Origin of the sequence: Cloacibacterium sp. (assembly GCF_047601505.1) — a bacterium.
Taxonomy (GTDB): Bacteria; Bacteroidota; Bacteroidia; order Flavobacteriales; family Weeksellaceae; genus Cloacibacterium.
The window spans coordinates 240,999-266,933 of record NZ_JASGJD010000001.1; the positions used below are offsets into that span (position 1 = coordinate 240,999).

Sequence of the window (25,935 nt, forward strand, 5' to 3'; positions counted from 1 at the left end):
AAAAATAATTAACTGCCTTTACTAGACCTTTGATTTGAAGTATTAATCCAACTTCTACCGTCTTTGGCTATCATGGCATCAGATTCTTCTGGTCCCCAACTTCCCGGCGAATAATTAGGGAAATCTACAGAAATTCTGTTTTGCCAAGATTCTAAAATTGGCATTACCACTTTCCAAGCAGCTTCTACTTGGTCGTTTCTCATAAATTGTGTAGAATTGCCACAAATTGCATCTAGCAACAAGGTTTCATACGCTTCTGGCTGAGGTTCTTTGAAAGTATCATTATAATTAAAAACCATTTCTACAGGATTAAGACTCATGGTCTGTCCTGGTCTTTTTGCCTGAAACATCAATCGAATATCATTTTCTGGCTGAATGGTAATAATTAATCGGTTTGCTCTCCAAGTTTCTGCAGCTTCTGAAGGAAAAGAATATTTTGGAGTTTCTTTAAACTGAATGATGATAGTGGTGAGTTTTTCGTGCATAAATTTCCCACTTCTTACATAAAACGGAACGTTATTCCAACGCCAATTGTCTATCATAAATTTTACTGCGGCAAAAGTTTCTGTATTAGAATTAGGCGACACATTGGTTTCTTCTCTGTAAGCTTTTACTTGTTTTCCCATCATCCAACCAGCGTTGTATTGCCCTCTCACTGCATATTCTCTAATTTCTTCTTTGTTATAAATTCTAATGGCTTTTAGAACATCTACTTTTTTATTTCGAATTTCGTTGGCATCAAAAGAAACTGGAGCTTCCATTGCTACCATACAAAGCACTTGCAAAATATGATTCTGAATCATATCTCTAAGTGCGCCCGAAGTTTCATAATATTCTCCACGCTCTTCTACACCTACTGTTTCTGCGGCTGTAATTTGAACATGGTCTATGTATTTGTTATTCCAAATAGGTTCGAAAAGTGCATTGGCAAATCTAAAAGCTAAAATATTTTGAACCGTTTCTTTTCCTAAAAAATGATCAATTCTGTAGATTTGCTCTTCATCAAAAAGTTCTTTCAGCAATTGATTAAGTTCTACAGCGCTTTCCAAATCATGTCCAAAAGGTTTTTCTATCACAATTCTACATTTGCTGCAATGATGTGTATCTTGAATTGTTGCAATTCCTTTTGCTATAACTGGGAAAAGCTGTGGTTTCACCGAAAGATAGAATAAAATATTAGGTTTCATTCCCCATTCTTTTTCTGTTTCTTTAATCTTTTTCTCAATTACAGAAAAATCTTTTTTTGCACCTGTTCCAGCATCCATTTGAAGATAAAACAAGTGTTCTTGAAAACTGTCCCAAGGCCCATCTTTTTCGTAAGGCCTTCTGGAGAAAGATTTAATTCCTTCTAAAAGATGACTGCGAAAATCTTGGTCGCTATAATCTGTTCTGCCAATCCCGAAAATTTTAAAATTAGCATCTAAAAAACCATCTGCAAAAAGATTGAATAATGCAGGTGTAAGTTTTCTATGATTCAAATCTCCACTTCCTCCGAAAATAAAAATCAGAGTGGGTGCTATATTTTTTTGGTCTTTATTTTCCATAATCATTATTTAGATTCCCAATCTGTATGGAAAACTCCTTCTTTATCTATTCTTTGGTAAGTGTGTGCTCCAAAATAATCTCTTTGTGCTTGTATCATATTGGTAGCCATTCTTTCTGTGGTATAGGCATCAAAATACGCTAAAGCTGTTTGTAAACCACCTACTGCAATACTGCTTTTGGCAGCATGAGCCACAACTTCTCTTAAACTGCTAACTTTAGAAGTAGCAAGAGTTGCAATTTTTTCGTCTAATAAGATATTGGCTAAATTTGGATTTTTGAGGTAAGCTTCAAAAAATTCTTCCAATAAAGTAGATCTAATGATACAACCACCTCTCCATATTTTTACTACATCTTTTAGAGGAATTTCCATATTTAATTCTTCTGAAGCTTTTACCAAAAGTGCCAAACCTTGAGCATAACTAATAATTACGGCAAAGAAAAGTGCTTCTCCTATTGCATCTACAAAACTTTCTTTATCTACCTCTAAAGCCGAATGTGTTTTAGAATAAATTTTTGATGCAATAACTCTCTCTTCTTTGTACGCAGATAAAGTTCTTAGAGAAACCGCCATATCAATTGTTGGAATAGAAACCCCTCTATCCATAGCATCTTGAGAAGTCCATTTTCCGGTTCCTTTAGCACCAGCTTTATCTAAAATAAGGTCTAGAAGTTCTTTGTTGGTTTCTACATCTTTTTTTAGAAAAATATCTCTGGTAATTTCAATTAAAAACGAATTAAGTTCTCCTTCATTCCATTTTGCAAAAATCTCGTACATTTCTTGATTAGTTAAACCAAGACCTCTATGCAACAAGTCGTAAGCTTCACTTATCAATTGCATAATTGCGTATTCTATGCCATTGTGAACCATTTTCACATAATGTCCTGCTGCATCTTTTCCCATGTAAGCCGTACAAGGCTCTCCATTCACTTTTGCTGTTACCGCTTCTAAAATAGGTTGAACAACCTTGAAAGCTTCCACATCACCACCAGGCATTATACTTGGACCTCTTCTAGCTCCTTCTTCGCCACCAGAAACCCCCATTCCCATAAAATGAAAACCTTTCTCAGAAACATATTTCACTCTTCTTACGGTATCTACGTAATGACTATTTCCTCCGTCTATTATGATGTCTCCTTTTTCTAAATGAGGAATTAAATTATCTATTACTGCATCTACAGGTTTACCTGCAGGAACTAACAACATTATCTTTCGAGGAACCGACAACTGACTTACAAATTCTTCAATTACTGTTACGCCTTTCACTTTAGTTCCTTCGGTAGCTCCTTTTTCTAAATTTTGAGCTTTTTCTGAACTTAAATCAAAACCAACAACACTAAAACCGTGATCTGCTATATTGTACAATAGGTTACTTCCCATAACGCCGAGACCTATCATTCCGAAATCATATTTTTGGCTCATTCTATTATTTTTTAAATTAATCTATGCAAGTTACTTCAATATCAACTCATAACCATTGACTTATGGTAATTTAATAAACAATAATAAAAATTGAATAAACTTTTTCTTTAATTCTGAAAAAATCTGAAACTTACACGCAACCTTTTTAGAATTGAACACTCTTAATAATAAACAAAAACTATGAAAGGATTAAAAATTATGCTGTTTTCTCTTTTATTATTAAGTTGTAGAGAAAACATAGACGAAACAACAATTACAGGAACATGGAAACTAACCGAACAATTAGTTGACCCTGGTGATGGAAGTGGAAAATTTACACCTGTAAGTAGCAATAAAACAGTTACTTTCGTGACGAATGGCACTTATACTTCAAATGGTAGTTTCTGCTCAATCAATACAGATTCTAACCAAAATACAAATGGAAATTACACTTATACAAACTCCGAAAAAAGTATGACTCCATTAAATTGCAATACTACCTTATTCTCTGTAGAAAAACTCAGTATAGAAATACAAAACGGAAATTTAATTATCTCGAACTTTGGATGCATAGAACCTTGTGCCCAGAAATTTGTAAAAATAAAAAATTAGAATTTATGAAAAATTTATTTAAAGCTTTAGGCATTTTCGCCTTGTTTATTGGTTTACAATCTTGTTTAGACAGAGAAAACGTAGAACCTATAGAAATTAATAGAATTAAAATAGACAGTGTGAAAATTCCGCTGCAAACAATGAATTTGTACGACGTACAAACCATCAAAACATATTCTAACTATGGCTCTGGCTGTCATAAATTCTATGATTATGATTACAGAACAGATGGTTTCAATAGATTAATTACATCTTATTCTTATGAAGTAAATGAAAACTGCACTCAAGCAACTTATGTAGGAGCAAGTCAATTTAATTTTAGACCAATAGAAAAAGGCACATATACTTTTAAATTTTGGAACGGAAAAGACACCGCAGGAAATGACCTTTGGATTGACAAACAGATTATTGTACAATAGTTATTAGCAATAAAATTAGTATTTTAGAAAAGTATTAACCTTATTGAATGAATCTAGAGCAGATTATTTCTTCTTGCATACAAAACCAAGCAGTTGCGCAGCGCCAGTTATACCAATATTTGGCTCCAAAACTGTTTGGTGTTTGCCTTAAATATGCCAGAAATAGCGACGAAGCTAAAGATCATTTACAAGAAAGTTTTTTACTCATTTTTAAGAATTTAAAACAATTGTCCGAGAGTTCTAGAATAGATTTTTGGGCAAAAAAAATCACCATTAATTACTGTATTAATCAGTATAAAAAAAATTTAGTTTTTTCTCATCAAGAAGAATTTTCAGAGTTGGAAGAAGAGCAAAAAATAGAAGAAGAAATCCCCATTGAAGAACTTCTAAAACTAATACAAGAATTACCAGACCAATACCGATTGGTTTTCAATTTATATGTTTTAGACAATTACAGCCACAAAGAAATTGCCAAAATGCTCGCCATTTCAGAAGGAACCAGCAAATCTAACCTGAGCAGAGCCAAAATGATTTTGAAACAAAAAATAATGCAACAACAGAAAAATACGCTTTATCATCATGAATAATAAAAAAGACATAGAGCAAATTTTTCAGGAAAAATTAAAAGATTTTGAAGCAACACCTCCTTCAGAATCTTGGGATTTTATTTCCGAAAAACTTCAAGAAAAGGAAGAAAAGAAAAGAATTATTCCTCTTTTTTGGTTTAAAACAGCAGCTACAATTTCTAGCATTGCTGCGTTGGTTATTTTAGGACTTTTCTTATTTACCAATGACGAAAAAAACAGCAAAAACAACCATGAGATTACATCAAATTCTGGTAAAACATCAGAATCTAAACCTATAAATTATAACAATTCTTTAGAATCAAACTCAAATCAAAAAAGTTCGGAACAATTAGAAATAAATCCTAAAAAAGAAATCATTAAGGAATTTAAAAATGATAATTCAAATACTTTTGCTACCAACCAAATTCTTAAAGAAAATGCTAAATCTTTTGAAAAACATTTAGCACAAAAAAAGATAGATTTAGCTTTAGAGAAAGATAAAAATAAAGCAAATACAGAAATAAATTATACAAAAACAGACAACAAAACAACGCTTGAAAATACAAACAATCAAAACATTGCGTTAGAAAAAATGCAACGCAATGATTCTTTGGTTTTAGCAAAAAATGAACCGGAAAACAATGATATTTTAAACAAAAAAATTGAAAAAGAAATTAAAAAAGCAAAGAAAGAAAATAAATTTTCGGTTTCTGCTTTTGCTGCGCCTGTACTTGCTTTTTCGAGCGGAGGTTCTGCTATTGACCAAAAACTAGACAACAATAAAAATGTGTATAACGATAACTTGAGTTTTGGTGTAAATGCTGATTATGCAATTACTGAAAAAATAAAATTAAGAAGCGGAATTCATTATCTCAATTTAAATAATAACACCAAAAATATCAGCTTTGTAAAAACGTCCATTGCTTCTTTAGAAGACCTTTATACGCTTAAAAATGTAAGCCCGAACAATAATTTGAATAATATTATCATTGCAAACAATCAAGTTTCTGCAGATTTGGCAGCATATTATGGCATGAATAATCTTAACAATGGTGAAATTCGTCAGGAATTATCTTTTATTGAAGTTCCTTTCGAAATTTCTTATCCTTTATATTCTAAAAAACTAAAAATAAGCTCCGTAACTGGTTTTAGTACTTATTTTTTAGAAAAAAACAAAATATTTTTAATGTCTGCCAACGGAAATACCGAAATTGGAAAAGCCAATAATATCAACAATATTCATTATAGCGGCAATGTTGGTTTTAACTTTCAATATTTATTAAAGGGGAAATATAATCTATTTTTAGAACCAGTTTTTAAATACCAAATTAACACATATCAATCTGAAACCACCAACGTAAAACCATATTTTATTGGAATTTACACAGGTTTTGTTTATCAATTTTAATCTTCACAAGCTCTCCAAACTGCATCATTCTGAGGAACTGGAGCTGTAATTTCTATATTTTCTTTGGTTACAGGATGTATAAATTCTAATTTTCTGGCATGTAAATTAATTCCACCATCTGAGTTAGAACGTGGCGAACCATATTTTAAATCTCCTTTTATAGAAACACCAGCTTTGGAAAGTTGCGCTCTTATCTGATGATGACGTCCTGTTTCTAAATCTATTTCCAGAAGGAGATAATTATCTAAAGATTGGATGAGATGATAAGTAAGAATTGCTTCTTTTGCACCTTCAGTTGGTTTTGTAAAAATGATAGCTTTATTATTTTTCTCGTTTTTTTTGAGATAATGCACCAATCTTTGTGATTGCGGAATCATTTCTTTGGCTACAACTGCCCAATACGTTTTCTTAATCTCGCGGTTTTTCACCATTTGAGTAAGTCTAGAAAGCGCTTTGGAAGTTTTAGCATAAACTACCAAACCAGAAGTAGGTCTATCTATACGATGAACCAAACCAAGAAAAACATTTCCAGGCTTGTTTTCTCTAACTTTGATAAAATTTTTGATGGAATCCAATAAAGATTCATCGCCAGTTTTATCACCTTGAACCAATTGCCCCACTTTTTTGTTGATAACAAGAAGATGATTATCTTCAAAGAGGATTTGTTCTTTTCCAAAATCTTTATAATTCATCAATCTCTTTTTATATCATTTACATGAAAAATAGTAATTACAAAACCCAATAAAAGCGAAATATTTTTAATTGACAAAAATGTTTCATTTTGTTGTGAAAACATTACTCCTGCTATTGTTCCAATTCCTGATAAAACCAATAAAATCTTTACGGTTTTTCCGCTAAACATTGTTGCTTCTACCATCAACGATAATCCCATCAGAATGTAAAACAACTTTTGATATAAAAAATCATTCGTTTCTACCGAAAAGATTGGCAACCAGCACAATAAAAGACTAATAGCCGTTGCGAAAAATAATAAACCTAAAATTAAAGAATTCAATTTCATTAGTAACTTTCTTCTTGATTAGGAAAAGATACCTCTTTTACATCTTTAACGTATTGAGAAACGGCACCTGTAATTTCGGAATACAAATCTAAATATCTTCTGAGAAATTTAGGCGAAAAACCTTTATTCATACCTACCATATCATGAAATACCAAAACCTGGCCGTCGCAATCTGAACCTGCACCAATTCCTATTGTTGGGATGCTTATACTTTCGGTAACTTTTTTTGCTAGTTTTGCAGGAATTTTTTCCAAAACAACAGCAAAACATCCCAATTCTTCTAATATTTTAGCATCTTTCAGCAGTTTTTCTGCTTCTGCATCTTCTTTTGCTCTTACTTTATACGTTCCGAACTGGTAAATACTTTGAGGCGTAAGTCCAAGATGTCCCATTACAGGAATTCCTGCATTTACTAATCTTGAAACAGATTCTGCAATTTCTTCGCCTCCTTCAATTTTAAGTGCATGTGCTCCAGATTCTTTCATCATTCTAACCCCAGATTCTAAAGCTTTTTGAGGGTCTGACTGATAAGTACCAAAAGGCAAATCTGCCACTACTAAAGCTCTATCTACACCTCTCACTACACATTGAGAATGGTAAATCATTTGGTCTAAAGTTATAGGAAGCGTAGTTTCGTGACCTGCCATTACATTAGAAGCAGAATCACCAATCAAAACGGCATCTACGCCACCTGCATCTACCATTTTGGCAGTTGTATAATCATACGCAGTAAGCATCGTAATCTTTTCCTTGTCGAATTTCATTTTACGCAAGGTTTCTGTGGTTACTTTTTTTATTTCAGAATGTACAGACATTTTGTATTTATTTTTAATTTAATGCTATAAAAAAAAGTCGACCAAAAGCCGACATTTAAATTTTTCAATTTTAAATTCTAAAGAACTACGTGACCTAGTTTTTTTAGTTTTTCGTGGTTTAGAATTTTTATATTTCTGCCTTCTACAGCAATGTAATCGTCTTGTTTAAACTCAGAGATTAATCTAATTGCACTTTCTGTAGCGGTACCAATTAAGTTTGCAATTTCTTCTCTTGTTAGAGAAATTCTGATAAAACCTTCTGGGTCTGTTCCTAATTTCTGCTCTAAAAGTAAAAGAACTTCTGCCAATCTTTCTCTTACTGTTTTCTGTGCAAGGAAAGTTACAGTATTAGAACTTTCTCCCAATTCAAAAGAAATTTTTTGAAGCATGGCATAAGAAAGTTGAGAATCTACTTCTAAAAGGTGTAAAAAAACATCAGTCGGGATAAAAATCGCTTGCAAATCACTCATTGCTTCTGCTGTTGCTTGGTAAGCTTCACCTATCAAAAGTGCTCTATAGCCAATAATATCTCCTTCTTTTATAAATCTTAAGATTTGTTCTTTTCTATTGAACCCTAATTTGTAGAGCTTAGCAGTTCCATTTTCTATGAAATAAACTCCATCTACATTGTTACCTTCCTCAAAAAGAGCTTCTCCTTTATTGAAGAAAACTGTTTTTCTTGCTTCTATGTATTTATTATAATCTTCTTTAGATAAAATCTCTTTGAAAGACTTGTCATTAAAAACACTAAGGAATTTACTTTCTATGAACTGTTGCTTCTCTAACGACATAAGAATTAAGGTATATAGTTATATGATATTAGTCAGCGAAAATACGAATTTTTTAAAATTTATCATAATATATTTTTGTATTATTTTTGCATATTTATTAATTACATGACAGAAAATTGTTTCCACTGCGGACAAGAAATACAAAAAGATAGAATTTCATTCGATGAAAAGGCGTTTTGCTGTAACGGATGCAAATCTGTTTACGAGATTTTAAATGCAAATAATCTAGGAAATTTTTATGAACTCAATAAAAGTTCAGGGATAAGACCAGACGAAAGTTCCACACAGTTTGATTATCTTGATACACCAGAAATTTTTGAAAAAGTGGTAGATTTTTCGGAAGGAAACACCACTGTTATCACTTTCAAAATCCCAGTTATACATTGTAGCTCTTGCATTTGGCTTTTAGAAAGCTTAAGCGACCTTAATTCTAATATAAAATTTTCGCAAGTTAATTTCACAAAAAAAACACTACAAGTTTCATTCAATCAAAACGAATTAAGCTTAAGTGAACTCTCCAAATTTCTTACAAATCTTGGTTATAAACCTGTAATTTCTTTAGAAACCGCAGACAAAAAAGAAGCTCCTGTAGATAGAAGTTTGGTTATCAAAATGGCGATTGCAGGCTTCGCTTTTGGCAACGCCATGATGTTCGCATTCCCCGAATACCTAAACACTGGTTCTGCATCAGATTATTGGCTAAAAGAATATGCTCCTTTTTTTAGATTTTTAACATTTTTATTGGCACTTCCTGTTGTTTTTTATTCTGCATCGGATTACTACAAATCTGCTTGGTTTGGGTTAAAAAATAAAATTGTAAACATAGACGTTCCTATCGTTTTAGGAATTTTGGTGCTTTTCGGAAGAAGCGTTTACGAAATCACTACAGATTATGGCCCTGGATATTTTGACACCCTTTGCGGTTTGTTATTTTTTATGCTGATTGGGAAATATTTTCAAAAAAGAACCTACAGTGCGCTTTCTTATGACAGAGATTACAAATCTTTTTATCCTATTGCTGTAACAAAAGTAGATTTCGAAGGTAAACAGCAAAATATTTTGCTTTCGGAAATTAAAGTTGGCGATAGAATTTTGGTTAGAAATCAAGAAATAATACCTGTAGATGCCGTTTTAATTAACGGAGAAGGAAATATTGACAACAGTTTCATCACTGGAGAAAGTGCTACAATTTCTAAAAATCCGGGAGATAAAATCTTCGCTGGCGGAAAACAAATTGGTTCTATTTTAGAATTAGAAGTAATAAAAACCGTTAACCAAAGCTACCTTACACAACTTTGGAACAAAGAAGCCTTCCGAAAAGAAGAACTTGGACTAGACACCTTGGTAAATAAAATCTCAAAATATTTTACATTCATCATTTTAGGAATTACACTTTTAGCTGGAATTTATTGGTATCAAATAGATTTTGAAAAAATGTTTCAAGTAGTTTCTGCCATTCTTATTGTGGCTTGTCCTTGTGCTTTGGCGCTTTCAACACCTTTTACAATGGGACATATCATGAGAATTCTCGGCAGAAATAAAATGTATGTAAAAGACGCTCTTACCATCGAAAAAATGGCAAAAATAGACACTTTAGTGTTTGATAAAACAGGAACGATAACTTATAACAAAAAAGCCAGCATTACTTTTGAAGGTGAAGAAATCTCTGAATTTGATTTAAAAAACATTAAATCTTTACTCAAAAACTCTAACCATCCGCTTTCTAAATCTCTCTACGAATTTTTAGAAATCGAAGACGATTATTTACCAATAGAAAATTTTGTAGAAATCTCGGGGAAAGGCTATCAAGCTGAATTAAGAGGCAAAAAATACAAAATAGGTTCTGCAAGTTTTACATCGCAACAATCCAAATCATTAGAAACGGCAGTTTACATACAACGTGACGAAGATTTTTTAGGAAAATTCATCTTCAAGAATGAATACAGAGAAGGTTTAGCAGAAATGGCAAAAAATCTTAACCATTACGAAATACACGTTCTTAGTGGCGACAATTCTTCCGAAGAAGATGCTTTGAAAAGCCTAATCCCAAATATTACTCAAATGTATTTTAATCAATCTCCAGAAGATAAATTAGAATACATTAAAGCACTACAAGAAAAAGGCAAAAAAGTTGCTATGCTTGGTGATGGATTAAATGATGCTGGAGCTCTAAAACAAAGCAACATTGGAATTGCCATTGCAGATGATAGTAATTCTTTCACGCCAAGTTCGGATGTTATTATGAATGGCGACGTGCTAACTAAACTTTTTGGTTATTTTTCGCTTACAAAAGATGCAATGACAATTGTAAAAATGACTTTTGCCGTAAGTTTATTGTACAATGTTGTAGGTCTTAGCATAGCTGTTCTAGGCAAAATGTCTCCACTTGTAGCAGCTATTATTATGCCTCTAAGTTCAATAAGTGTAGTTGCATTCACCTCATTATCAACATGGTTAAGAGCTAGGAAATATTTCTAAAAAAACAAATTAAGACAAAAATATCTTATTTAGAATTTTTATAAATTAACTATTTTTAACAAGTTATGACGAAAGTCATCAAAAATCCTTAAATTTGGACACAAAAATCCGTATATATTTGCGAAATAGTGGAAATCCTATACTTAATGATCATTTGCAGCGTTTCATTAGCTGTTGTCTTCCTGATAATCTTTATTGTCAGTGCTAAAAGTGGTCAGTTTGAAGATGATGAATCACATGCTGTGAGAATTCTGTTAGAAGACAAAAATTTTGAAAAACAAGATAAAGAAGATAAAACTGAAGATAAAGAATAAAATTAAAGTGATTAGTTAATATGGAAACACAAAAGTTTAGTTATGACAACAGCATTGTGCGCGCTTTCCTGTATGCCATGGTAGCCTTCGGAGTGGTAGGCTTTTTGGTAGGGTTAATCGTTGCATCATTGCTATTCTTCCCAGAGCTTCCGGAATACATTTTCGGTACTGATGACCCTACAGTTAGCGTTAGCAGTAATATTATGGGATTGGTAAAAACACAAGGGGCATTTGGTTTCGGTAGATTGAGAATGTTACATACAAGTGCTGTAATTTTCGCATTCGTAGGGAACTGTATTTTTGCAGGTGTTTATTACTCACTTCAGAGATTATTAAAAGCAAGAATGTTTAGTGATGTTCTTTCTTGGATTAACTTCTGGGGTTGGCAATTGGTAATTGTATCAGTAGTTATTACTTTCTTAATGGGTATTAATACCTCTAAAGAGTATGCAGAACACGAATGGCCAATCGACATTATGATTGCCGTGGTTTGGATTATCTTTGGTATTAATATGTTCGGTACTATTGCCAAAAGAAGAGTAAGACACTTATACGTAGCAATTTGGTTTTACATTGCCACTTGGGTAGGTATTACAATGTTGCACGTTTTCAACAATTTAGAAGTGCCATTATCATTTACAGGTTGGAAATCTTATTCTGCTTATGCAGGTGTAAAAGATGCATTAGTACAATGGTGGTATGGTCACAATGCAGTAGCATTCTTCCTTACAACTCCAGTACTTGGTTTAATGTATTATTTTATGCCAAAAGCTGCTGAAAGACCTGTATTTTCATACAAACTTTCTATTATACACTTCTGGTCATTAATTTTCGTATATATTTGGGCTGGGCCTCACCACCTACTTTATACAGCTTTACCATCTTGGGCTCAGGCATTAGGAACTACATTCTCTATTGCACTTATTGCGCCATCTTGGGGAGGTATGCTTAATGGTCTATTAACTTTAAGAGGAGCTTGGGATAAGGTAAGAGAAAATCCTGTTCTAAAATTCTTTGTAGTAGCAGTTACGTGTTATGGTATGGCTACATTCGAAGGACCTCTTTTAGCTACAAAAACTTTAAATAAAATTGGTCACTTTACCGATTGGGTAATTGGACACGTACATATTGGTGCTTTAGGATGGAATGGTTTTATGGCTTTTGGTATGCTATATTATTTACTTCCTATCTTATGGAGAACAAAATTATGGTCTGTAAAATTAGCTAACTGGCATTTTTGGTTAGGTACACTTGGTATCATTTTCTACGCAATACCATTGTATATTTCTGGATTCACACAAGGTTTAATGTGGAAACAATTTAATCCTGATGGTACTTTACTATACAAAAACTGGTTAGATACTGTAACTGCTGTAATTCCGTATTATCAAATGAGATTCTTCGGAGGTTTATTATATTTCTTAGGTTCTATATTAATGGTAATAAACTTAATTGCAACTGTTAGACAAGGTTCTTTCCAAAAAGAAGTTCCTGTTGAAGCTCCTGCACTTGCAAAAATTGGAAATGCAAGAAAAGAAGGAGAAGGAAAACACCTTTGGTTAGAAAGAATGCCTCTATATTTATCACTATTAGCTTTCTTAGCATTAGCAGTAGGCGGTTCTATAGAAATTATTCCTACGCTTACAGTAAAAGACAATGTTCCTACGATTGCTTCTGTTAAACCTTACTCTCCACTAGAATTGGAAGGTAGAGACTTATACATTAGAGAAGGATGTAATGCTTGCCACTCCCAAATGATTAGACCATTTAGAGATGAAGTAGTAAGATTTAATGGTAAAAACGGACAATACTCTAAAGCTGGAGAATTTGTTTACGACAGACCTTTCCTTTGGGGTTCTAAAAGAACAGGACCAGATTTACACAGAGAAGGTGGTAAAAACCCAGATACATGGCATTTCAAACACATGCTAAACCCAAGAGTTACCTCTCCAGGTTCTATCATGCCGAGATATCCATGGTTAATCTACAACGAATTAGACAGATCTAAAACTCAAGATAAAATTGCTCTTCTTAAAAATGTTTTCGGAGCTCCTTACTCTGATGCTGAAGTCACTAATGCTAACAAACTAGCTGATGAACAAGCGGCTAAAGTAGTAGAAGGAATCTACTCTGGTGACCCTAGCATTAAAACTGCTATTGAAGATCAAAAAGCGAAAGAGGGTGATAAATTCGTACCACTAGAAAAACGTGAAATTGTAGCGCTAATTGCTTACCTACAAAGATTAGGAACAGATATTAAAACATCTGAAGTAAAAACAGCTAGCAATAATTAATAAATCTTTTATAAAGGAGTTTTTTCGATATGATACCAAGTAATTTTAAAGATATATTAGCCAATGTAGAAAATGCAGGTTTCTACCAAACACTTTCTATGATACTTTTTATCTTATTTTTCGTTGCTACTATTTATTTCGTAATTAGTAAGCCAAAAAAATATTATGAGGATGTAGAAAAAGCTCCTTTAGAAGGAGATGACGAAAATAATCAAGTTCTAAAAAATTAAAAGTCATGAAACATAGAACACCCGTAATTCTAAATATAGTAATAATAGTATTTATCTTAGTTGTATTATTCTACATGTTCGTGCAGAATACCTCTTTCCTATCTTCTCCTTATTTCTGGGGAACTGTAGTAATAGGAGTTATCTTAGCGTTCATAGGAAATGCAATCTCCGGATTAGCAGAAAACGAAAGATTCAAATTAATGACAGCAGATGAAAAAGCTGCTTTCCTTAAAGAAAAAGAAATTCCATTCTTCAAAAGAGTTTATGATAGTGCTTTCAAAAAACAATCTGATGTTGAAGAAAAAGACATCCTTATAGACCACGGTTTTGATGGAATTATGGAGCTAGATAACCAATTACCAAAATGGTGGATAGGTTTATTCTACTTCGGTGTAGCATACGCAGTAGTATATTTATTTGCTTATGGACTTACCGATTTTGCTCACCCAGATAAAGAATACGAAGCAGAACATAAACAAGAAATTGCCTCAGTTGCAGAATGGATGAAAAATACACCTCCTCCAACAATTGATAATGCAAAATACTCTGCAGACAATATTGCAGAAGGCGAGCAAATTTTCAAAACAAACTGTGTCTCTTGTCACATGGAAGGTGGTAAAGGTGGTATTGGACCAAACCTAACTGATGATTATTGGAAAAACCATCCTGAAAAAACATTATTTAAAAATGTTTTCCATATTGTAGAAAATGGTGTAGCTGGTACACAGATGCAAGCTTGGGGTAAAAACGGTGTCCTTACTGGTTTTGATATAGAAAAAGTAGCAGCATACGTTTACCACATCAACCAAGAACAAGCAGACGCTGTAGGAGGCGCAGCTCCTCAAGGAGACAAAGTTACTTGGGAAAAATAATAACGTTTTTTAATTGGTATATTTGTTATAAAAATATGAAAAGTTAATTTTTTATAATAAATAAAATATACAAAATGGCTAATATAGAAGAACAACCACTAGGTACTGGTGCAGTAGTAGAAGCTGAAACATTCAGAGATTCTGTTGCTACAATTGAACAATCCGGAACAAGAAAATGGGTTTATCCCAAAAAACCAAAAGGAAAATTCACTAACTACAGAGACTTAGTAACTCTCTTTTTATTAGCCATTTTCTTTATCCTTCCGTTTATAAAATTAAATGGAAACCCATTTCTCAAAATCAATATTATTGATAGAGAATTTTTTATCATAGGGCAACCATTCTATCCGCAAGATTTCTTTATTCTTGCGTTGGGTGCCATTACATCTGTAGTATTCATTATCCTATTTACCGTAGTTTTCGGAAGAATTTTCTGTGGATGGATTTGTCCTCAAACAATCTTTATGGAAGGCGTTTTCCGTAAAATTGAATATTGGATTGAAGGCGACAGAAATAAGCAAATAAAACTCGCAAACCAACCTTGGACAGGCGAAAAAATCTGGAAAAAAACACTTAAATGGTCTATTTACGTAATTATTTCTTTAATTATTACGCATTGGATGTTTATGTACATTGTTGGCTACCAAGATGTCCTCAAAATAATGCAAGAAGGTCCAGTAGTTTATCCTACAAACTTTATTGTAATGATTATTTTCACGGGTTTGTTTTATTTTGTTTTCGCGTGGTTCAGAGAGCAAGTTTGTACGCTAGTTTGTCCTTATGGTAGATTACAAGGTGTTTTAATAGACAAAGAAACTATTAACGTTTTCTACGACTTCAATCGTGGAGAAAACCGTGCAAAATGGAGAAAAGGAGAAGATAGAAAAGCAGCAGGAAAAGGAGATTGTATAGATTGTAATCAATGCGTGGTAGTATGCCCTACTGGTATAGATATTAGAAACGGACAACAGCTAGAATGCATCAATTGTACAATGTGTATAGACGCTTGTGACGAAGTAATGGTGAAAACTGGACTTCCAAAAGGGCTTATAAGATACGCTACTCAAGATGAAATAGAAAAAGAAGAAAAATTCAAATTTACTACCAGAATGAAGGCTTACAGCGTAGTTCTTTTAGCTTTATTAGGATTTTTGGGTTATCTATTAAACAACAGAGGAACATTGGAAGCTAAATTTATTAAACCTGCAGGAAGTACATACTATGTAAAAGACGGCAGAATTAATAACACCTACAATTATACCTTTCTTAACAAATCTAATAAAGACCATACTGTTACAATAAAAGTAATAAAACCTGCCAAAGGTGAAGTTATTTTCAGTGGAGAAAATGTAATTTTGCTGAAAAGAGATAACCTTCTAAAAGGTACTGTAAATATTAGTTTCCCAGAAGCTGACATTAGCCAGCCAAGACAAAATATCACCATTGGTGTTTATGAAAATGGTAAACTTTTAGATACTTTTGACACCTATTTTGAAGGTCCTTTTAAATTACAATTCTAATATTTAATTTATTTTAAATGAAAAAATTCACTTGGGGGCATGGTATTGCTTTAGCTCTAGCTTGTTTTATAGGTTTTATTCTATATCTCATTTTTATATTCCCGATTGGTAAACAAACTTCTGACTTAGTTTCAGACAACTATTATCAAGACGAACTAGAATATCAAAAAGTAATTGATGCAAAAAAAAATGCAGACCAACTGTCTCAAAAACCATTTTTTGCACAATTGCCTTACGGAATAAGAATTGCTTTTCCTAAAGAAACCATAGATGCTGGTCAACAAGTTCATTTTGAACTTTACAGCACCAATGATAAGGAAAAAGACAAAAAACAAAACGTAAACTTAGATAGCAATAATTCTTTTTTAGTCCCAAAAGAAATGTTAAGTACAGGTTCTTACACTTTAAAAGTTAGATGGAAAAAATCTGATATTGATTATCAAGTAGATTATGAATTAGTATGGAAATAACCCTAATTTTTGCAGCTCTTGGTTTAGGCTTCGCATCTGGTTTTCATTGCCTTGGTATGTGCGGTCCAATTGCGCTTTCATTAGGTTTGTCTAAAAAACAACAAGTAAATTTTCATCTCCAAAATCTTACTTATCAACTTGGCAGAATTCTTACTTATAGTTTTCTAGGAGCAATTGTAGGAATTGTAGGCGAAGGATTTCAGTTGGCAGGATTTCAAAAATACATCAGCATTCTTGCAGGCATACTTCTCATCACAATGGCATTATTTTCATTTGGTGGAGATTTCACCTCAAAAATCCCAGCAATTAGCAATGCTCTTTTAAAAGTTAAAATTAATTTAGGAAAACTCCTCAGAAAAACAGATTATTCTTCTCGTTTTTTAACAGGTATCTTGAACGGATTTTTACCATGTGGAATGGTTTACATGGCACTAACAGCAAGTTTAGCTGCAGGTGGAATTTGGCAAAGTTCAACTTTTATGGTATTTTTCGGGTTAGGAACATTTCCTTTTATGTTTGCCGCTGTTTTATTTGGCAACATCTTAAATGCAACGGTTAGAAATAAAATTTTGAAAATTGTTCCAGTTTTTATGTTGATACTTGGTGCACTTTTTATTTTAAGAGGAATGGAACTCGGGATTCCTTATGTTTCTCCCAAAAAAGAAGCTCTAAAAGTAGAAAAACACATGAATAGTGATAAAAATTCAAACGAAAATTGTCATTAATTTTCACATTCTTGCTTTCAATAAATTTTACTTTTTTTGAAAAAACATTTGGTTAATTAAAATTAATTTCTACATTTGCATCAATAATTCATCCAAAAAAGGATAATTTTAAATAAAAAATGAACAATAATATCCAATATAACAACGCTTGCAAGACATCTATGATGGTTTGTTGTGCTTGTATGCAAAAAAGCATTTGTTGTATCGGATAATACACTTTAGATAAATAATTTATCAATATACCTAACTCTTCCGATACCTTTGGAAGAGTTTTTTATTTTAATTCAATCTCAAAAAAAATTACAAAAATTAATTGATATGAAAAATAACATGAACAATAAGCCAGCTAAAAAATGTTGTATGAAATGTACTCCATTAAAAAACTGTGTCTAATTGTTATTGCTCATTTTATTTTTTTAAAGGCTTTACGACACAGCGTAAAGCCTTTTTTTATTCACTAAAACAAAACTAGATATGATTTCAACATTAACTTCAACCGATACTTTAGAATCAAAATTATTGAAACTAGAAACAAAAATTGGAAACACTCCAATATTGAAAATTGAGGGTTTCCATGAAAACAAAAACGTTCAAATCTTTGCTAAATTAGAATGGAAGCAACTTTCCGGAAGTGTGAAAGCCAGAGCTGCATACAATATCATCAAAAATGCAATTTTGGAACATAAAATTACGCCAGACAAGACTCTGTTAGACGCTTCAAGCGGAAATACTGGCATTGCCTATGCTACAATAGGCAAAGAATTAGGATTAAAAGTAACAATACTACTTCCGGAAAACGCTTCTACAGAACGCAAGCAAATTTTAAAATCTTTAGGCGCAGAAATTATTTACACTTCAAAATTTGGAGGAACAGACGAAGCTCAAGATGCAGCAAAAGATTTAGCCTACAGAAATCCTGAAAAATTTTTCTACGCAGATCAATATTCCAACGACAACAACTGGAAAGCACACTACAACGGAACGGCTGTAGAAATTATTAATGAAAAACCAGAAATAACTCATTTTGTAGCAGGTTTGGGAACTACAGGAACTTTTGTAGGAACCTCTAGAAAATTAAAAGAGTACAATCCAGAAATTAAAACAATTGCTTTGCAACCAGATTTTGCATTGCATGCTTTGGAAGGATGGAAACATCTGGAAACCGTAACTATTCCCAAAATCTACGACGAAAGCATTGCAGACGGAATTATAGAAGTTAACACTCTTATTTCTCATCAATATATTGCAAAATTTTATGAATATTATGGCTTCCCTATCAGTCCTTCATCTGCCGCAAATATTGCCGGAGCTGTACATCTTTCAAAACAAATAGAAAAAGGAACCATCATTACTGTATTACCAGACAATGCAGATAAATATGGTGAATTAATTAAAAAAATCATTTAAAATGTTAATACTGAACGAAAATATAAAACAACAACTTCAAGAAGACGCTTTTAGAACTTTCCCTGATGAATGTTGTGGTTTTTTCTTTGGAAATGAACAAGGAGAAGAAAGAGAAATAACGGAAATACTAGTTGTAGAAAACGCAAAGAGCGGAGATAAGAGAAGAAGATTCGAAATTACTGCTAAAGATTATCTAAATGCAGAATTGTACGCAGAAAAGAAAAGCCTTACACTACTTGGCATTTATCATTCTCATCCAAATCATCCATCTATACCTAGCGAACACGATAGACTTGCGGCTCAACCTTTTTTCTCTTACATAATTATTTCGGTAAATGAAAAAGAAATACCATCAATTCAATCTTGGATACTAAATGACAATTTTCAGTTTGAAGAAGAAAAAATTGTAGAAATTAAATCTGTAACACCTTAAAAATAAATAAAATGGCAACAATTATTATACCTACACCATTAAGAAAATTCACCAATCAACAATCAAAGATTTCGGTAGAAGGAAATACCATAAAGGAAGCATTAGATGATTTAACACTAAACTATCCTGACGTTAAAAGAAATCTGATAGACGAGAACGGAAAAATAAGAGGATTTGTAAATATTTTCTTAGAAGACGAAGACATTAGAAGCTTAAAAGAAGAAGAAACAACAATTGAAAAAAACTCCACAATTAGCATTATTCCTGCAATTGCGGGAGGAAGTGGAGAAGAAGAAACAATATTTTCTAAAGAAGAATTAGCAAGATACAACAGACACATCATCATCCCAGAATTTGGGTTAGAAGCTCAAAAAAAATTAAAAGAATCAAAAGTATTGGTAATTGGTTCAGGAGGTCTAGGCAGTCCACTTTTATTATATCTAGCAGCCGCAGGAGTTGGCACTCTAGGAATTGTAGATTTAGATGTAGTAGATGATAGTAACTTACAGAGACAAGTTTTATTCGGGATTGAAAATATTGGACAACCAAAAGTAGAAGCTGCAAAAATTAGATTGAAACAACTCAATCCATATATTAAAATAAAAACTTACAATACACAATTTACATCAAAAAATGCTTTAGAAATTATAAAAGATTATGATGTAGTAGCAGACGGAACAGACAATTTCCCAACAAGATATTTGGTAAACGACGCTAGTGTACTTGCAGGAATACCAAATGTGTACGCTTCAATTTTTCAATTTGAAGGACAAGTTTCTGTATTTAATTACACAGATAAAAATGGTATAACAGGACCAAATTATAGAGATTTATATCCTACCCCGCCAGAGCCAGGATTAATACCCAATTGTGCAGAAGGTGGTGTTTTAGGTGTTTTACCTGGAATTATTGGTTCTTTACAAGCCAATGAAGTAATAAAAGTGATAACAGGAGTTGGAGAACCTCTCAGTGGAAAATTTTTTGTATTTGATGCACTAACTTTCGAAACAAGAACTTTAAAAATCTCCAAAAGGAATAATTCTCCAGCAATAAAAAAACTTGTTGACTACGAATTATTCTGCGGTGTAAAAGCTATAGAAACACCAATAAAAGAAATTTCAACATTAGAATTAGAACATTGGATAAGCAATGGTGATGATTTTCAAATAATTGATGTAAGAGAACCTTCTGAATACGAACAAGTGAATATAGGAGCTCACTTAATTCCTTTAGGCGAAATTTTAGAAAGAAGCAACGAAATAGATAAAAACAGAAAAGTTGTTATCCATTGTAGATCTGGAGCAAGAAGCGCAAAAGCAATAAGACAACTTGAAGAAAAAGGATTTGAAAATCTTTATAATCTAAAAGGGGGAATTCTGGCTATAGAACAAGAAACTCTTTTGCCATTAGCAATTCAATCTTAAATTATTTGAAATAGATTTTGCTTAAATTTTGATATTAAACCTAAAAAACATCAAAACTATAAAATTTATTTCAAAATTGGCGCTGTGGCCGAGAGGTGAGGCAGAGCTCTGCAAAAGCTACTACATCGGTTCGAACCCGATCGGCGCCTCAAAAAAAAATATAAAAAAAACAGAACAACCCCATTATTTTTATAAAATTTAACATAAAAAATGTATTTATTAATTTTTTACCCCTATATTTGCATGGTAATTAAATGAAAAAAATAAAAATGACCTCTAAATTACAAAATACAAACATCAATCAAAAGTCTATTCAGAATTGCGCATACCAAATGCAGCAAAGATTTTGCTATTGTATCGGAAGTTAAATTTTTAAAAACAAAAAATCTAAATATTATATCAACTCTTCCGATTGTTTGGAAGAGTTTTTTTTATAAATAACTTTAATAAAAAGACACACCTTAAATAAAATATTATGAAATCAGTAAAGCCAAATTTAGAAAACCTTAAAGAAACTTTCCCTCTGGTAGAGATTTTTTTAGAAGGAAACATCACTTTCAAAGATTTGATTGACACGATTGATTACCAATACAAAGTACCTTACAAATTGATAAAAGCAGATGTAGAATACTCTGGCAAAAACAATTATGGTAATATTCTTTTGCAACTGCAAGGTGAAGAAGAAATTAATGAAACAGCTTTTCAGTTTTTCAGAAAAAATAAAATTAAAACTGTAATTAAAGGATATGAATGAATGTGATACTCCCCTTTAATTTTATTAAAAACCACCGAAAAACTTCGGTGGTTTTGATTTTTATAACGTTAAAAATTACATTTCTAATCAATCATTTCAAATCTAGCATATTCTGCTACAATTTTTGGCAATTTTATACCGCCTTCTACTTGATTATTCTCTAACAAAGCCGCCATAATTCTTGGCAACGCCATTGCAGAACCGTTCAAAGTGTGAGCTAATTGAGTTTTTCCATCACCTTTTATTCTACATTTCAATCTATTCGCTTGGAAAGTTTCAAAATTAGAAACCGAAGAAACCTCTAACCATTTTTCTTGCGCCGCACTCCACACTTCAAAATCATAAGTCATGGCAGAAGTAAAACTCATATCGCCACCACACAATCTTAAAATTCTGAAAGGCAATTCTAAATCTTCTAAAATAGATTTTACATGAGCTACCATTTCTTCTAAAGCTTCATAAGAATTTTCAGGTTTTTCAATTCTTACAATTTCTACTTTTTCAAACTGATGCAATCTGTTCAAACCTCTCACATGAGCTCCATAACTTCCTGCCTCTCTTCTATAACATTGAGAAAATGCAGTGTTTTTAACTGGCAGTTCTTTTTCATCCAAAATTACATCTCTGTAAATATTGGTAACAGGAACTTCGGCAGTTGGGATTAAATATAAATCATCCAAACCAACATGATACATTTGCCCTTCTTTATCTGGCAACTGACCTGTACCGTAACCAGAAGCCTCATTTACAACATGTGGCGGATTTACTTCTAAATAACCAGCATCAGTATTTTTATCTAAAAAATATTGAACCAAAGCTCGTTGCAATCTCGCTCCTTTTCCTAAATAAACAGGAAAACCAGCTCCAGCGATTTTAACACCTAGTTCAAAATCAATCAAATTATATTTTTTCGCCAATTCCCAATGCGGAATCGCACCTTCACCGAGACCGTGAACCTCGTGAGATTGATAAATCACTTCATTATCATCAGCAGAAACTCCCGCAACTACTTTTTCGTAAGGAATATTCGGAATAAGATATAAAACATTCAATAATGAAGCTTCAATTTCCGAAAGTTTTGTGGTAAGTTCTTTAGACGATTCTTTGTATTGCGCGGTTTTAGACTTAGCAGCTTCTGCTTCTTCTTTTTTCCCTTCTTTCATCAAAAGTCCTATTTCTCTCGAAATTTTATTAATTTCCGAAAGCTGGGAATCTAAATCTTGTTGCGTTTTTTTTCTTAAATCATCTAGTTGAATGGCTTCTTCTACCAATTCTGGATTCTTAAAATTTCTTTTTTTAAGACCTTCTACTACGCGTTCTTTTTGTTCGCGCAAAAAACTTACTTGTAACATCTTATTTGATTTGAGATTTATAATTTGGGATTTGAGATTGAGCTTTTTTTGAATTAAATATTAAAATTCAAACCTCTAACACCAAATGATTAATGCAAATTTACGGATTTTATTTTACGATTTTAACAATATTAGCTTCATCGCCGACTTTAGTGAATTCCAATTGATTATTATACCAAATTTTCGACACTTTAAACTGAGTAGGCTCAGATGAATACTGAATCTTTATAGTATCAACATCCGTTACTGTAGCACTATTCACCGTTTTACTTAAATTGATATAAAATTCGGATTGATAAGTTTCCGGATATTCGCCAGCTGTAGTTTGTAGCAATTTTGTAGCTCCAGAAGCATAATCTACATAAGAAACACCATCTGTATCTTCTTTAATAGAAAAATTAGAAATTGTTTTCAGTGCAGTATCAGGGTCATTCAAATCTTGAAGCGTAACAGTGGTATAAGCATCTGTATTATCAGTATTGAGTAAATCTACACCATTACTATCTGAAATATACAAATTTATAATTTGGTCAATTTTTTGCAAATCACCTTCATCTTCTCCTCTACATGAGAAAAGAAGAAAAACAGGAATGAAAAGAAGAAAAAATCTAGAATTCATTTTACAAAGATAATTTTTTCAAGTTTTAGAACCATCATAAACTATATAAAAATAAGAAATCAATTGAAAAATTCCGATTAAAAATAAATTGCATAAACTAAGCCACGCAACTCCTTCTAAACCGAAATTTAGAATCACTGGCTTTATGAAAACAACTAATGAAATTACTGATATAGAAGAAGCAATTAAATTGTAATTCGATTTTCCTTTGGATGAAAGCAAATACCCGAACGGCGTTCTCAAAAATAAAACACCAACAGCTGCAACAAGTAAAATCCTAAAAACAGCAGTGTTTTTATAATAATCACCTCCAAAGAATTTTAAAATAAATTCGCTGAACGAAAATCCAAAAACGAGAATTAATATCGAAATTGGCAACATTAATTTCCAGAAATTATAAAGAAAATCTAATTGAAATTTATTATTCTGATGGTTTTCGCAAAGTTTTGGATACGCTGTTTGAAAAAACAAAGCCGAAAGAAAAAACAAATTAAATGGTATCACAGAATAAATTCTATACTGCGCTACAGCTGTATTATTGAGAAAAATTCCTATAAAAAAAACATCTAATAAAAAAATAAGTTCCGAAATTTGATTGGTAAGCGCCATAGAAATACTAAATCTCCAAAATTCTTTTTGGGTAAAATCTGCAAATATTTTTTTACTAAAAGAAAATTTAAACCTATGAAATAACAAAACCACAAAAGGAGACAAACAAAGACTAAAAATATAACCATTCACTCCAAAAAAGTATGAAAAAAGTACTGCAGACAACAAGGAAATTAAATTGAATATCAAATCCAACTGTCCGAATTTCTTATTATTATGCCTTCCTCTAATTTCTGCTTTAGCTTGGTCTAAAAGGAAAAAACCAAAAAGCCTAACACTAAAAACAGATACAATTAACAACTGATTGCCTTTGCCAAAAATAACAAAAGCCAAAAACAGCATAATAAAATTTACCAAAAAATTCAGCAATAATCCGTAAGAAAATGAATATTGTATTACTTTCTCTTTTTCTAATTTATCTTGAGCAATTGCGGCAAACCTTAGTGTACCGTGAGAACTTCCCAACCCAATGAACGGAATAAAAAACCCCAAATAATTCAGCCCATACATCACCCATCCAAAATCTGATTGAGATAAAATTCTCGCCATAAAAAGAGTAAGTAAAAAAGCAGAAATCTTAGATACAAAAAAAGAAGATGCTACCCAAGCCCCACTTTGCTGAAAAAAATTTTTTATAAACTGAATCATTTTTTTAGGATTAAATCATAGATTTCAGAAAATTTTTTGGCGATTATTTTTTTAGAAAAATTCTGCAAAACATAATTTCGAATTTCATCTGGTCTCCCAAAAATCTTTTTGTTGTCCAAAATATCTTTCATCACAACTAACAGCTCATTTTCATTATTTTTTTCAATTAAAATTCCTCTACTCTCATCTACAGTTTCGGGAATGCCACCCACTCTAGTTGCAATTACAGGAATACCCGAAGAAAAAGCTTCTAAAAGTACAATTCCTTGAGTTTCCATATCACTGAAAAGCAAGAAGCAACTAGCATCTTTCATTTTTTGAGCTACTTCATGGTGAGCAATCATCCCAAAAACCTCTGTAAAAGCTTCGGCGTTGTACTTTTTCACCCAATTTTTTAGCTCTTCTACATTTCCATCACCGCCAATTTGTAACTGAAAATAAGGATGCGTTTCGTATAGTTTGGACGCAACTTTTATTATCTTTTCAGGATTTTTTAGCGGAATTAAATTTGAAATATGTAAAAAAATAAATTCGTTTTTTTGCCCATTATTCATTGAAAACAAATCTGTATCAATCACATTACCAATCACTTCTATCGGCTTCTTAATTTCTAAATTTTTTAATCCATTTCCTAAATTTTCTGAAACAGGTATTATCAGTTCTGCTTTTTCAGCAATTTTTTGGGCAATGAACTTTTTTGCTTTTGACAATTTATTTTGATTAACACTTAAAAATGCAGACCAATGCTCAGTTATCACAAATGGAACTTTATATTTTTTCTTTAAATAAACTGCAAAAAGCATATTATTATGAAGAACATTTCCGTGCACCAAATCTGGCTTTTCCACTCTTTTGAATCCCAATTGATAAGCTTTCATCCTGCGATAAAAATTCAATAAAGGATTTTTAGAATTTTTATAATAAACTATCAAAGTTCTAATTCCATTAATCACTTTATCATCAAAAATAAACTTTTCATTTTGGGTAGAATCACCTATTGCATGGAGAATCTCAACATCATGAAGCAATGAAACGGCTTCGGCATGACGTTGAACAAAATTTCCATTCGTGGGTTCTAATTTATTAGGAAACCAAGACGAAATGAAAAGCACTTTAAATCTTTTATTTGAATTCAAAAAATTATGATTTCCACAAATTTAAAGAAAACTTTCAAGGAATTTTAATTTTGACTAAAGTCAATTAGATTTTA

Annotated in this window: 26 protein-coding genes and 1 tRNA gene; 17 read left to right on the forward strand and 10 right to left on the reverse strand. The window is 32.1% G+C overall.

What is annotated here, in order from left to right; genetic code table 11:
* Positions 1-8: 8 nt before the first annotated feature.
* Together zwf and gndA are read right to left on the reverse strand one after the other, a co-directional pair.
* The gene (gene zwf / locus QM746_RS01060) at positions 9-1,544 is read right to left on the reverse strand and encodes a glucose-6-phosphate dehydrogenase (RefSeq protein ID WP_414982519.1); all 1,536 of its coding nucleotides are present in this window, start codon (positions 1,542-1,544) and stop codon (positions 9-11) included.
* A 5-nt stretch (positions 1,545-1,549) separates the two neighbouring features.
* On the reverse strand, positions 1,550-2,965 hold the full coding sequence (gene gndA, locus QM746_RS01065; RefSeq protein WP_414982520.1) for an NADP-dependent phosphogluconate dehydrogenase: 1,416 nt from the start codon (positions 2,963-2,965) through the stop codon (positions 1,550-1,552).
* A 180-nt stretch (positions 2,966-3,145) separates the two neighbouring features.
* On the opposite strand from gndA, the gene QM746_RS01070 reads away from it, so the two are divergent.
* The 4 genes from QM746_RS01070 to QM746_RS01085 are packed head-to-tail and all read left to right on the forward strand — an operon-like array spanning position 3,146 to position 5,949.
* Complete coding sequence (locus tag QM746_RS01070; RefSeq protein WP_414982521.1) at positions 3,146-3,556, forward strand: hypothetical protein; 411 nt, start codon at positions 3,146-3,148, stop codon at positions 3,554-3,556.
* A 5-nt stretch (positions 3,557-3,561) separates the two neighbouring features.
* The gene (locus tag QM746_RS01075; RefSeq protein WP_414982522.1) at positions 3,562-3,975 is read left to right on the forward strand and encodes a hypothetical protein; all 414 of its coding nucleotides are present in this window, start codon (positions 3,562-3,564) and stop codon (positions 3,973-3,975) included.
* A gap of 47 nt (positions 3,976-4,022) precedes the next feature.
* The gene (locus tag QM746_RS01080) at positions 4,023-4,562 is read left to right on the forward strand and encodes an RNA polymerase sigma factor (protein WP_414982523.1); all 540 of its coding nucleotides are present in this window, start codon (positions 4,023-4,025) and stop codon (positions 4,560-4,562) included.
* A complete protein-coding gene (locus QM746_RS01085) occupies positions 4,555-5,949 on the forward strand; it encodes a hypothetical protein (protein ID WP_414982524.1) in 1,395 nt (464 codons plus the stop codon). Before QM746_RS01080 ends, QM746_RS01085 begins: the two co-directional genes overlap by 8 nt.
* On the opposite strand, the gene QM746_RS01090 is transcribed toward QM746_RS01085, so the two are convergent.
* From QM746_RS01090 to QM746_RS01105, 4 genes are all read right to left on the reverse strand, one after another.
* Entirely contained in the window at positions 5,946-6,641 is a 696-nt protein-coding gene (locus tag QM746_RS01090) for an RluA family pseudouridine synthase (RefSeq protein ID WP_414982525.1), read from the reverse strand. The genes QM746_RS01085 and QM746_RS01090 overlap by 4 nt on opposite strands.
* Positions 6,641-6,970: a hypothetical protein gene (locus tag QM746_RS01095; protein WP_414982526.1), complete on the reverse strand. Its 330-nt coding sequence runs from the start codon at positions 6,968-6,970 to the stop codon at positions 6,641-6,643. Before QM746_RS01095 ends, QM746_RS01090 begins: the two co-directional genes overlap by 1 nt.
* Positions 6,970-7,785 carry a 3-methyl-2-oxobutanoate hydroxymethyltransferase gene (gene panB, locus QM746_RS01100; RefSeq protein WP_414982527.1) on the reverse strand — a complete coding sequence of 272 codons (816 nt, stop codon included), beginning with the start codon at positions 7,783-7,785 and terminating at the stop codon, positions 6,970-6,972. Before panB ends, QM746_RS01095 begins: the two co-directional genes overlap by 1 nt.
* A 77-nt stretch (positions 7,786-7,862) precedes the next feature.
* Positions 7,863-8,576, reverse strand: a complete 714-nt coding sequence (locus tag QM746_RS01105) for a Crp/Fnr family transcriptional regulator (RefSeq protein WP_374364980.1) — start codon at positions 8,574-8,576, stop codon at positions 7,863-7,865.
* A gap of 105 nt (positions 8,577-8,681) precedes the next feature.
* Here QM746_RS01105 and QM746_RS01110 point away from each other — a divergent pair, with 105 nt between their 5' ends.
* From QM746_RS01110 to QM746_RS01170, 13 genes are all read left to right on the forward strand, one after another.
* On the forward strand, positions 8,682-11,054 hold the full coding sequence (locus QM746_RS01110; RefSeq protein WP_414982528.1) for a heavy metal translocating P-type ATPase: 2,373 nt from the start codon (positions 8,682-8,684) through the stop codon (positions 11,052-11,054).
* 146 nt (positions 11,055-11,200) lie between these two features.
* Positions 11,201-11,368, forward strand: coding sequence for a cbb3-type cytochrome oxidase assembly protein CcoS (gene ccoS / locus QM746_RS01115; protein WP_414985104.1), 168 nt, complete (start codon positions 11,201-11,203; stop codon positions 11,366-11,368).
* 20 nt (positions 11,369-11,388) lie between these two features.
* A complete protein-coding gene (ccoN, locus tag QM746_RS01120) occupies positions 11,389-13,662 on the forward strand; it encodes a cytochrome-c oxidase, cbb3-type subunit I (RefSeq protein WP_414982529.1) in 2,274 nt (757 codons plus the stop codon).
* Positions 13,663-13,691: 29 nt separating this feature from the next.
* Positions 13,692-13,892, forward strand: coding sequence for a CcoQ/FixQ family Cbb3-type cytochrome c oxidase assembly chaperone (locus tag QM746_RS01125; RefSeq protein ID WP_414982530.1), 201 nt, complete (start codon positions 13,692-13,694; stop codon positions 13,890-13,892).
* A 5-nt stretch (positions 13,893-13,897) separates the two neighbouring features.
* Complete coding sequence (locus QM746_RS01130) at positions 13,898-14,764, forward strand: c-type cytochrome (RefSeq protein WP_414982531.1); 867 nt, start codon at positions 13,898-13,900, stop codon at positions 14,762-14,764.
* Between the two features lie 74 nt (positions 14,765-14,838).
* A complete protein-coding gene (gene ccoG, locus QM746_RS01135; RefSeq protein WP_414982532.1) occupies positions 14,839-16,284 on the forward strand; it encodes a cytochrome c oxidase accessory protein CcoG in 1,446 nt (481 codons plus the stop codon).
* Positions 16,285-16,301: 17 nt separating this feature from the next.
* Entirely contained in the window at positions 16,302-16,754 is a 453-nt protein-coding gene (locus QM746_RS01140; RefSeq protein WP_414982533.1) for a FixH family protein, read from the forward strand.
* Entirely contained in the window at positions 16,745-17,479 is a 735-nt protein-coding gene (locus QM746_RS01145) for a sulfite exporter TauE/SafE family protein (RefSeq protein ID WP_414982534.1), read from the forward strand. The genes QM746_RS01140 and QM746_RS01145 overlap by 10 nt, the downstream gene beginning before the upstream one ends.
* A 474-nt stretch (positions 17,480-17,953) precedes the next feature.
* Complete coding sequence (locus tag QM746_RS01150) at positions 17,954-18,886, forward strand: PLP-dependent cysteine synthase family protein (protein WP_414982535.1); 933 nt, start codon at positions 17,954-17,956, stop codon at positions 18,884-18,886.
* 1 nt (position 18,887) lies between these two features.
* Positions 18,888-19,319 (forward strand): Mov34/MPN/PAD-1 family protein, encoded by a 432-nt coding sequence (locus tag QM746_RS01155; RefSeq protein WP_414982536.1) that lies wholly within the window; start codon positions 18,888-18,890, stop codon positions 19,317-19,319.
* 11 nt (positions 19,320-19,330) lie between these two features.
* On the forward strand, positions 19,331-20,743 hold the full coding sequence (gene moeB / locus QM746_RS01160; protein WP_414982537.1) for a molybdopterin-synthase adenylyltransferase MoeB: 1,413 nt from the start codon (positions 19,331-19,333) through the stop codon (positions 20,741-20,743).
* 78 nt (positions 20,744-20,821) lie between these two features.
* Positions 20,822-20,892, forward strand: a tRNA-Cys gene (locus QM746_RS01165).
* Between the two features lie 326 nt (positions 20,893-21,218).
* Positions 21,219-21,497: an NIL domain-containing protein gene (locus QM746_RS01170; protein ID WP_374364964.1), complete on the forward strand. Its 279-nt coding sequence runs from the start codon at positions 21,219-21,221 to the stop codon at positions 21,495-21,497.
* Positions 21,498-21,580: 83 nt separating this feature from the next.
* Here the strand turns inward: QM746_RS01170 and serS are convergent, their stop codons facing one another.
* The 4 genes from serS to QM746_RS01190 all read right to left on the reverse strand — a co-directional run bounded on the left by serS (position 21,581) and on the right by QM746_RS01190 (position 25,861).
* Positions 21,581-22,849, reverse strand: coding sequence for a serine--tRNA ligase (gene serS / locus QM746_RS01175; RefSeq protein ID WP_414982538.1), 1,269 nt, complete (start codon positions 22,847-22,849; stop codon positions 21,581-21,583).
* Positions 22,850-22,958: 109 nt separating this feature from the next.
* Positions 22,959-23,468 (reverse strand): hypothetical protein, encoded by a 510-nt coding sequence (locus QM746_RS01180; RefSeq protein ID WP_414982539.1) that lies wholly within the window; start codon positions 23,466-23,468, stop codon positions 22,959-22,961.
* 18 nt (positions 23,469-23,486) lie between these two features.
* Positions 23,487-24,725: an oligosaccharide flippase family protein gene (locus QM746_RS01185; protein ID WP_414982540.1), complete on the reverse strand. Its 1,239-nt coding sequence runs from the start codon at positions 24,723-24,725 to the stop codon at positions 23,487-23,489.
* Complete coding sequence (locus tag QM746_RS01190) at positions 24,722-25,861, reverse strand: glycosyltransferase (protein ID WP_414982541.1); 1,140 nt, start codon at positions 25,859-25,861, stop codon at positions 24,722-24,724. The genes QM746_RS01185 and QM746_RS01190 overlap by 4 nt, the downstream gene beginning before the upstream one ends.
* Positions 25,862-25,935: the final 74 nt, after the last annotated feature.